The organism is Lysinibacillus sp. RC79 (genome assembly GCF_041262405.1).
In the GTDB taxonomy this organism is placed as follows: Bacteria; Bacillota; Bacilli; order Bacillales_A; family Planococcaceae; genus Lysinibacillus.
The window spans coordinates 51018-60101 of record NZ_JBGCCD010000034.1 but is presented as its reverse complement, the minus strand read 5'-3'; the positions used below and the strand labels follow the sequence as shown (position 1 = coordinate 60101).

The 9084-nt window shown below is 33.7% G+C and carries 11 protein-coding genes; 6 read left to right on the top strand and 5 right to left on the bottom strand.

From position 1 onward, the window contains the following. A partial coding sequence (locus ABH968_RS23155; RefSeq protein WP_370047834.1) for a hypothetical protein occupies positions 1–651 on the top strand: 651 nt, incomplete at its 5' end. Positions 652–765: 114 nt separating this feature from the next. On the opposite strand, the gene ABH968_RS23150 is transcribed toward ABH968_RS23155, so the two are convergent. After that, a complete protein-coding gene (locus ABH968_RS23150) occupies positions 766–1224 on the bottom strand; it encodes a putative iron-sulfur cluster-binding metallochaperone (RefSeq protein ID WP_370047832.1) in 459 nt (152 codons plus the stop codon). A 227-nt stretch (positions 1225–1451) separates the two neighbouring features. Then, positions 1452–2330, bottom strand: a complete 879-nt coding sequence (locus ABH968_RS23145; RefSeq protein ID WP_370047838.1) for a DMT family transporter — start codon at positions 2328–2330, stop codon at positions 1452–1454. Positions 2331–2565: 235 nt separating this feature from the next. Between ABH968_RS23145 and ABH968_RS23140 the strand changes: the two genes are divergently transcribed. From ABH968_RS23140 to ABH968_RS23120, 5 genes are all read left to right on the top strand, one after another. Further along, positions 2566–3051 (top strand): Lrp/AsnC family transcriptional regulator, encoded by a 486-nt coding sequence (locus ABH968_RS23140; RefSeq protein ID WP_370047830.1) that lies wholly within the window; start codon positions 2566–2568, stop codon positions 3049–3051. Between the two features lie 86 nt (positions 3052–3137). Further along, a complete protein-coding gene (locus ABH968_RS23135; protein ID WP_370047828.1) occupies positions 3138–3707 on the top strand; it encodes a histidine phosphatase family protein in 570 nt (189 codons plus the stop codon). A gap of 293 nt (positions 3708–4000) precedes the next feature. Continuing rightward, positions 4001–5221, top strand: coding sequence for a phosphoenolpyruvate hydrolase family protein (locus tag ABH968_RS23130; protein ID WP_370047826.1), 1221 nt, complete (start codon positions 4001–4003; stop codon positions 5219–5221). Positions 5222–5473: 252 nt separating this feature from the next. After that, on the top strand, positions 5474–6733 hold the full coding sequence (locus tag ABH968_RS23125) for a Tm-1-like ATP-binding domain-containing protein (RefSeq protein WP_370047825.1): 1260 nt from the start codon (positions 5474–5476) through the stop codon (positions 6731–6733). Continuing rightward, positions 6699–7529: a phosphoenolpyruvate hydrolase family protein gene (locus ABH968_RS23120; RefSeq protein ID WP_370047823.1), complete on the top strand. Its 831-nt coding sequence runs from the start codon at positions 6699–6701 to the stop codon at positions 7527–7529. The genes ABH968_RS23125 and ABH968_RS23120 overlap by 35 nt, the downstream gene beginning before the upstream one ends. Before the next feature lie 230 nt (positions 7530–7759). Here the strand turns inward: ABH968_RS23120 and ABH968_RS23115 are convergent, their stop codons facing one another. The 3 genes from ABH968_RS23115 to ABH968_RS23105 all read right to left on the bottom strand — a co-directional run bounded on the left by ABH968_RS23115 (position 7760) and on the right by ABH968_RS23105 (position 8673). Then, complete coding sequence (locus ABH968_RS23115; RefSeq protein WP_370047821.1) at positions 7760–8065, bottom strand: GNAT family N-acetyltransferase; 306 nt, start codon at positions 8063–8065, stop codon at positions 7760–7762. Continuing rightward, positions 8052–8282: a GNAT family protein gene (locus tag ABH968_RS23110; protein WP_370047820.1), complete on the bottom strand. Its 231-nt coding sequence runs from the start codon at positions 8280–8282 to the stop codon at positions 8052–8054. Before ABH968_RS23110 ends, ABH968_RS23115 begins: the two co-directional genes overlap by 14 nt. Before the next feature lie 238 nt (positions 8283–8520). Beyond that, a complete protein-coding gene (locus tag ABH968_RS23105) occupies positions 8521–8673 on the bottom strand; it encodes a YjcZ family sporulation protein (protein ID WP_370047818.1) in 153 nt (50 codons plus the stop codon). Positions 8674–9084: the final 411 nt, after the last annotated feature.

The window sequence follows — 9084 nt, the reverse complement described above, 5'->3', positions numbered from 1 at the left end:
GATGGTTCCCTAACTCAAGAGGAAGCAGATAAACAACTGAAAGACCTTGGTGTGTCTCTTCCAACCCATAATGAAAAAGGCGATAAATTCGCGAAATTAGATGATAAAACAAAAACACAGGTAGAAGAAATAATGAAACAACTTAAAGATGGTTCCCTAACTCAAGAGGAAGCAGATAAACAACTGAAAGACCTTGGTGTGTCTCTTCCAACCCATAATGAAAAAGGCGATAAATTCGCGAATTTAGATGATGAAACAAAAACACAGGTACAAGAAATAATGAAACAGCTTAAAGACGGTTCTTTAACTAAGGAGGAAGCGAATACAAACCTGAAAGACCTTGGAGTATCACTTCCAACCCATAATGAAAAAGACGAAAAATTTGCGAAATTAGATGATGAAACAAAAACACAGGTACAAGAAATAATGAAACAAGTTAAAGAGGGTTCTTTAACTCAAGAGGAAGCGAATAAACAACTAAAAGACCTTGGAGTATCACTTCCAACCCATAATGAAAAAGGCGGAAGATTCGCTAATTTGGATGATGAAACTAAAAAAGAGGTTACAAAATTAATTGAGAAAGCAAAAATACAAATGAAGGAATTAGGAGTAGATTTCCCTGCAGAAAAGTTTAATCAATTAATTGATTAACATGCGAAGGGAGGATTAATTTTAAAAAATACAGTGGTAACCAATTTTACGATCAATAAAAGGGTCCTAAAACCCCTGTTTTACCAGGGTTTTAGGACCCCTTTTTATTCCTATTTAGGCTAGACCTTTAATATATTTCGTAACATTCCCTAAACAACAACTACCTTGAGGATTGTTTATCTCGCAGCCACAACGGTTTTCTTTTATATTTGCACGAATATGTTCTAATGGATTAGGCGTAAGTTCATTTTCAACATATTGTTTAATCTTTTCTTTAGTCCAATCAAAACAATAACAAACCGGTGTACTTAATGAGTCATCCTTTTGATGCACAGCTACCTTTATATCAGATAGAAGGTACTCCTTATGACTCGTATCAAAATAAACGACATGACAATCTTTAGTAGCACAAAAATAGTGATTTTCCATAGCATTTATTGATCCTAATACAGATGGTTTCATCATTGATTTAATTGTTATTAGCTGTACATTTTTAGCTTTATTTTTACAAGAGGGACAAACAATAGTGTTTTCATTAATATTCTTTTTACTGCTACTACAACAGTTTTCCATCTTCATACCACCTCATACAATATATTTTCAGTCGCCGAAGACATTCGTGCTTTAAATTTTGGTGAGGACTCATCATACACCTTATATAAAGTATAACCCATGGACGAAGATAAATGGAAAAGGAATTGCTTCATTATCAACAAGACAGTGAACACTCAAAAAAGATCAAGAGCGCGAAGGTGTAAATTGGAATTCTTTATTGGAAATCACCAAAATTTATTCATTTTTTAATTTGAAAGGGACGAATTTAAAAAAGTCGCTTTATTTTTAAAATGCGAAAACAAATAACATCCAATAATAACAATCAATCCCCCAATCCCTTGCGTCCAAGAGATGCTCTCTCCTATAAATAAAAACGCTAGAAGTGCCGTGAAAATCGGATTGAAATTAAGGAAAACACCGGATGTGGTAGCCCCTAATTTTTGAATACCAATGCTCCAAAGTACCATACAAACGACAGTGGAGATAAACCCTGTATATAGAAGTGATAGTATAAAAGAATGATTAACGTTAGAAATGGTAAAATCCTTAAGGTTAAACGGTAAAAGTACAAGAAGTCCAAATATTCCTGAATACAAATTAGCCATTAGTGGCGAGGTAGTTTTCATTGCCCAATTATTACAGACGGAATAAATACCCCATATACATACAGCTGCAAGCATCCATAAATCTCCCGAATTAAAATGAAAAGACAATAATAGGTTGATGTTCCCCTTTGAAAGTACAAGAAGAACACCGAACAACGAAAGTAGCATTGCAAGTGCTTGAAGCATATTTATCTTTTCTTTTAGAAAAATAAATGAAAAAATCGCAATTGAAATTGTATTTAATGTTGAAATGAGGCCAACATTCGTCGACGTAGTTCTTTCCAATGCTAAAAATTGAAAAATATTGAACAATACTACACCTGTAACGCCCATTAAAAATAAAGGGAGGAGGGCATCTCGAGAGGGAAGCAATCTTTTTTCTTTCCACCAAACCATTGGAAGAAGCACAGCGACGGCAATGATCCATCTTAAGGTCGTCAATGTTAACGGAGAGGCATGATCAACAAGAGATTTGGCAACTACAAAATTGCCTCCCCAAAGTAAACTGGTTAAAAGCATTAATAAAACATAGACATTCGGCAAATCACGATCTCTCCTTTGATTCTAGTATGTACAATCGAGTATCATATTTGATAAAAGAATCATAACATTTTCGCTTTTTACGCAGTATAATATTTTGTACAATGAATAAAAATCGGAATAATAGTAAGAATAATAGAGTTTTGCAGAATAAAATTAATTATAATCATCGAATGTAGCTGAATTTTCGAATAAAAAAAGGGGAGAAAATAGCATGAGAGATGTTGATAGAAAATTATTAGATAGCGTTGATACTCAAATACTAGATATTTTGCAGAGAGAAGTTCAGATAAGTAATGCAGAGATAGCGAGACGGGTGAATTTGTCCCCACCGGCAACCCATACGAGAATAAAACGTTTAGAAAGTGAAGGGTTTATTGACAAACAAGTTGCCATTTTAAATCATGAGAAACTGGGATTCGATTTACTGTGCTACGTCTTCATGAGTACAAATATTCATCAAGCTAAGGAGTTAGAAGCTTTGGAAAATGCCTTAAAAACAATGACAGAAATATTAGAATGTCATTGTTTAACAGGAGAGTATGATTATCTTTTAAAGGTTGTTATTAGGGATCGAAAAGAATTAGATCGCTTTATAAGAAAATTAAATAGACTGGGCATATCCCGCATTCAAACGAACTTATCTTTACGAGAAGTTAAATATTCAACAGTTTTACCAATATCAGAAGATGAACAGTAGAAGTTCTTCCGAGCAATATGGATTTTTAGCTTCGTCACATAAATGGTTTATTTTAGGTCTAAAACTCAAGCACAATAGGAGGCATAATGAAAACATTCATATATATGGTACGACACGGTGATTCACCAAAAGACGGAAATGAGAGAACGAGAGAATTAACCGAAAAAGGTAGATTAGACGCTCAACGAATAACTGATATTCTACAAAAAGAGGGCATTGATACTGTTATTTCAAGCCCGTATAGTCGTTCAATCCTAACTGTTCAGAAAGTAGCTGAACAAATAGAAAAAGAAGTAATTGTATTTGAAGACCTTAAAGAGCAAATATTTATTGCTGGAGATAAGCGAATCTCTGACAAGGAATTATTCCCTTTATTACATAAGTCATTTTCTGACCCAACCTATGCTATAGAGGGAGGTGAGTCAAATGCTGCCTGCCAGAAACGTGCTATAAATGTATTAAAAGAAATAATAAATACATATCAAGGACAGAAATTAGTAATTGGCACACATGGCGCAGTTATGACTTTAATGATGGGGTTTTATGATAGTAAATACGATTTGAACTTTTTACTACATACAACAAAGCCAGATATATACAGAATGGAATTCGATGGGCAAGAATTGGTTGATGTAAAAAGATTATGGGAGATTTAAGGAAGGGCATTGAAAAACTTATGAATTGCTAAAAAAAATATAGTAACTTATTAAGTATAAAAAGTCGATTTGCACTGAAAATTTTGGTGTAAATCGACTTTTTTCAGTGGCTTCGAATAAAGGGTTTGTGTTTTTTTTATAAATGTCCTATTTAGAATTTTGATTAAAACGAAAAAGTTTAAAGTTAGGTAATCTGTAAAGACTAGTAACATTTATAGCTTTTGGATAACAGATAATGTACATTACACTAAAAGAACAAAATAATTCATAACTTTAGTAGAGGTGAAAATTATATGGAGGAAAAGCTAAATAAGAAAAATAAAATAAACAATTATATTAAAAAACAAATTAATAAAAATAGTTATATTTTAGGTGTCGCTGCTGGTTCTGGAATGACAGCTAAATACGCAGAACAAGGTGGCGCAGATTTTATTTTAGCTCTAAATTCAGGACGATTCAGATTAATGGGGGTAAGTTCATTAGCTGGTTTCTTACCGTATGCAAATAGTAATGATGTTGTCATGGATTTTGCATGTAAAGAGATCCTTCCTATGATCAAAAAAATTCCAGTTTGTTTTGGTTTATGTGCAACAGACCCAACAATTGAATTAGATAGCTATATTGATTTAATTAAGAAAAAAGGATTTGCAGGTATTAATAATTATCCAAGTATAGGTCTAGTAGATGGGCTCTTTAGAGAAGCTTTAGAGGAACAAGGGATTACTTATGAAAAAGAGATAGAAGCTATTCGTCTCGCTAGTGAAAAGGGATTGTTTACTGTAGCCTTTGTATTTAATGAAGAGCAAGCTATATGTATGGTAGAAGCTGGTGCAGATATTATTTGCGTTCACTTAGGTTTAACGAATGGTGGATCGTTAGGGGCAAAAAAGATTTTATCTTTACATGCCGCCAAAAAGATGGCGGTAAATATATTTAATAAATGTAATGAACTGAATCCAAACATTATTAAAATGATTTACGGAGGTCCGGTTAATAAACCAATAGATGTTCAATATATGTATGATGATACTACTATTATGGGTTACATCGGAGGTTCTGTTTTTGAAAGGATTCCAAATGAACAAGCGCTCATACATATAACCAAATCATTTAAGCAAACGAACGATTTTCAGTTGGATGATTTAATCAGTAAAATTACTGATGGTCTAGGAAGTCAAGCTGATTATATTAATTTTATCAAGAAATACATTAGTTTGCATTATATGGATGAAATATCATTAAATGAAGTGGCAGAAATATTGAATTTGTCTCGTTCTTATTTAAGCACATTATTCAAAAAAGAGGTGGGGATTTCATTTACAGAATATCTTATTAATTTTCGACTTAATAGGGCAATTGAAATTTTAAAATTTGAAAAACTACCACTAAATAATATTGCCGAAATGGTAGGTTATCCCGATTATACTCAGTTTAGTAAAATATTTAAAAAATATAAAGGTGTGTCACCTAGAAACTATTTAACTTCTTTCAGCAGGTGTTTGGACACCCGCTGAAATAGAGGAACTCAGTCTAAGAACGCCACGTCCTGTGGCAACGACTGAGTGACCAACATCGTGTTGGCCTAAAGCCTCCGGCGGATTCCAGACGCAATTATGCCAAGGCATAATTGATAATATAACAAAGAGACAATTTTATAGAACAAAAACACATTAACTCTCCTAAAAGAAAACGTTATTATGGAATGGAGTAATAAATGAAACCGCTTTCTTATATGATTTTAAAGATCAAGAAGGGAGAGAGTTAATATGAAGACAATTGCTTTGGCTGGAACATTTGATTCAAAAGGAAAAGAATATTTATATGTAAAAGAGTTGATAGAATCGTTAGGTTTCAATACTTTCACGATCCATACTGGTGTTTTTTCCCCAACGTTTGAGCCTGATGTAGGAAATGCTGAAGTAGCGGCTGCAGCTAGAGAAGATATACAAGAAATTGCAGCGAAAAGAGATCGAGCAAATGCAACCGCAGTTCTTGCTAAAGGGATGGAAGCGCTTTTACCGAAATTGTATGAAGAAGGTAAATTCGATGGTGTTCTATCCTTTGGAGGTACTGGAGGGTCATCTATTGTAACAACTGGCATGAGAGCATTACCAATTGGTGTTCCTAAAGTAATGGTTTCAACGGTCGCTTCTGGTAATACGGAGCCGTATGTAGGGACTAGCGACATAATGATGATTCCGTCAGTAGTAGATGTAGCTGGTTTAAATGTAATTTCGACAAAAATATTTACAAATGCAGTCTTTGCGATAGCAGGTATGCTTAACTTTGAAAATAAAAAGATCGTGAAAAAGAAGCCTCTTATTGCTGCAACTATGTTTGGACTGACAACACCTTGTATAAATCAGGCTAAAGATTTCTTAGAAACTAAAGGATATGAGGTATTAATTTTCCATGCAACAGGTGTTGGCGGTCGTACAATGGAGAATTTAATAGCTAATGGATTTATAGATGGAGTCCTTGACATCACGACTACTGAATGGGCTGATGAATTAATTGGAGGTGTATTGAAAGCTGGACCGCATCGTTTAGAAGCAGCTTCAAAAAAACAAATTCCACAAGTTGTATCAGTGGGTGCAATAGATATGGTTAACTTTGGTCCATTTGATTCTGTCCCTCATAAATTTGAAGGAAGAAAATTTTATAAGCATAATCCAACGGTAACTTTAATGCGCACATCTGTTGAAGAGAACAAGCAAATAGGTGAAGTGATTGCTGAAAAATTAGCTTTAGCTAAAGGGTACACGGCATTATTTTTGCCGCTAAAAGGGTTATCAGGTCTTGATGTTGAAGGACAGCCTTTCTACGGTTTAGAGGAAGACAATATGTTATTTGATACATTAAGAGAAAAGGTTGACCAACGTAAAGTGGAAATGGTTGAAATCAATGCGGATATAAATAGTGAAGAGTTTGCACTAGCTGCAGCGGAAAAATTAATTGCATTAATAGAAAATAAAGCGAGGGACAACGATCATGTTACAGAGACAAGAAATATTGAATCGTTTTAAAGAAGAAATTAATAAAGGAAATATTCTTCTAGGTGTTGGCGCGGGTACAGGAATTACAGCTAAAAGTAGTGAAGCTGGTGGAGCCGACATGTTGATTGTCTATAATTCAGGTCGTTATAGAATGGCTGGTCGTGGTTCTCTAGCAGGTTTATTATCATATGGTGATGCGAACCAAATTGTTGTTGAAATGGGTAATGAAGTATTACCCGTTGTAAAGGACACCCCAGTACTAGCTGGTGTTAATGGAACAGACCCTTTTAAAGTGATGAGTGTTTTCCTAAAACAGCTGAAGGATCAGGGGTTTAGTGGCGTTCAAAACTTTCCTACAGTTGGTTTAATTGACGGTGTTTTTCGTCAAAATTTAGAGGAAACAGGAATGGGCTATGATTTAGAAGTAGATATGATTAGAGAAGCACATCAATTAGATTTGCTAACGACTCCATATGTTTTCGATGAAGAGCAAGCAAAGAAAATGGCTGAAGCGGGTGCAGATATTTTAGTGGCTCACATGGGATTAACGACAAAGGGAACGATTGGTGCACAAACAGCATTAACTTTAGATGACTGTGTCGATCGAATCCAAAAAATTATTAATGCTGGTAAGTCTGTAAATCCTGATATATTAGCAATTTGCCATGGAGGTCCAATTGCAGAACCGGAAGATGCTGCTTATATTATCGAAAGAGTAGATGGAATTGTTGGATTCTTTGGTGCATCTAGTATTGAAAGATTTGCCGCAGAAAAAGGAATTAAGGAGCAAACCGAAGCTTTTAAGGGTATAAACAATAGTAATTAATTTTCATATCGAAGACAATTTCCTTTCTCGAAAGTCTGAGAGAGGCTGGGACATAAGTATATTTTCAAAGCAAAATTAAACAATTTCACATCATAAAAGCGCGAGAAATCAACGTTTCTAAAATTGATTTCTCGCGCTTTTTAATTAAGGAAAGCATCACGTTGATTGTTATGGATCTTGAAGTAGGTTGGATATTTAGAAGGAATTGTGCGTTGAATAATAATATAGAGTTAGATTTTAGTATTTTTCAATTCCATTAACAAAGCACTTTCATTATTAATTTTTTTAACTTTTGAAAACCCGCATTTTTCGTAACATCTAATAGCTCTTTCATTAGAAACTTCAGGGTCTAATATTATTATTTCAGCGTCAGTAATGTTAATAATGAGTTCAATAAATTTACTAACCATAATCGTTCCATAGCCTTTATTATACAGTTTAGGGATACCGATAAATTGGTCAATTCCCAAAATCACTTGATTATTTAAATATCCTAATTCTTTTTGTTCTTCTTCTTGAAGTTTATAGTATTGCATAAATCCTATTGGGGATATCGTCTAACTCAACAATAAAAGGAAAAACTGGGATTTCACCACGAACACGTGGTTCATATTTTTTCCTTACTTGTTCTATTGTAAATGGTGAATTTATATCCCCATAAAATTCTAAAACTTCTTTTGTACTTAACCATTTGGCCATTAAATCATAATCATTATCAGTCATATTCCTGATGTATATATTGTTTGTATCCAAAATATGTACCCCTTTCAAAATTTTCGGTATATCATAATATACCGAAAATTGTATGTATAGTACAGACAATTACTGAAGAATTTTAGTAAATCTTAAAACCATCTGGGTACTATAGATGAGCCGATGATGATAGATAAAACTGTTCAAAATTATGAAACAAGGTAGATGATACTGAACGATTTGAGGAAAGTAATTAAAAAGGGTCACCAGACTGGCGGCGACCCTTAAATCGGAAATGTTAATACTCTCTATCTCTATTCATGAAAGTAGCGCCGATAATAATTAAAAGTATAAATAGAACAACAATTAAGGCAAATGTTGAACCATTACCATTTCCGCCACCATAGTAGCATCCATTATTTATACCACCAACGTTTCCGTAGTATCCCATAAAATATCCCTCCTTTCTACAATCTATAATATGTAAGCTGTAGAAAAGGAGTGGGGTGTTAAACTATTCAGCTATAGGCATTAAAAAATATATTTTTGTGGGATAAGACAATAAAAAAGGGTCACTTGGGATAGGAGTGACCCTTAGAAAAAAGTTTCGGAGGTGTAAGGCTAAATTAGCTTTACCTTACTATTATTATGATGTGATAGCTATGTTTGTATAGTGAATTGCCTGTGAAATAGATTTATAAAAAAAGCCGTAGCGTTGTCACATGCTACATTAAACTAATGAATAATTTGAGGAAAATGTGCAGTAAAAAGAATGGATCAATAAAAAAACAGTCCCTTCAAATTTGAAAGGACTGTTCAATAAAAGTAAACTACTTTAAATTCAATATAACATTGTTAATAG

What these genes read in the sequence shown, in the direction of transcription:
- ABH968_RS23150 (WP_370047832.1), bottom strand. Translation starts at nt 1,224, where the DNA reads ATGGAAAACTGTTGTAGTAGCAGTAAAAAGAATATTAATGAAAACACT.
- ABH968_RS23145 (WP_370047838.1), bottom strand. Translation starts at nt 2,330, where the DNA reads ATGCTTTTAACCAGTTTACTTTGGGGAGGCAATTTTGTAGTTGCCAAA.
- ABH968_RS23140 (WP_370047830.1), top strand. Translation starts at nt 2,566, where the DNA reads ATGAGAGATGTTGATAGAAAATTATTAGATAGCGTTGATACTCAAATA.
- ABH968_RS23135 (WP_370047828.1), top strand. Translation starts at nt 3,138, where the DNA reads ATGAAAACATTCATATATATGGTACGACACGGTGATTCACCAAAAGAC.
- ABH968_RS23130 (WP_370047826.1), top strand. Translation starts at nt 4,001, where the DNA reads ATGGAGGAAAAGCTAAATAAGAAAAATAAAATAAACAATTATATTAAA.
- ABH968_RS23125 (WP_370047825.1), top strand. Translation starts at nt 5,474, where the DNA reads ATGAAGACAATTGCTTTGGCTGGAACATTTGATTCAAAAGGAAAAGAA.
- ABH968_RS23120 (WP_370047823.1), top strand. Translation starts at nt 6,699, where the DNA reads ATGTTACAGAGACAAGAAATATTGAATCGTTTTAAAGAAGAAATTAAT.
- ABH968_RS23115 (WP_370047821.1), bottom strand. Translation starts at nt 8,065, where the DNA reads ATGCAATACTATAAACTTCAAGAAGAAGAACAAAAAGAATTAGGATAT.
- ABH968_RS23105 (WP_370047818.1), bottom strand. Translation starts at nt 8,673, where the DNA reads ATGGGATACTACGGAAACGTTGGTGGTATAAATAATGGATGCTACTAT.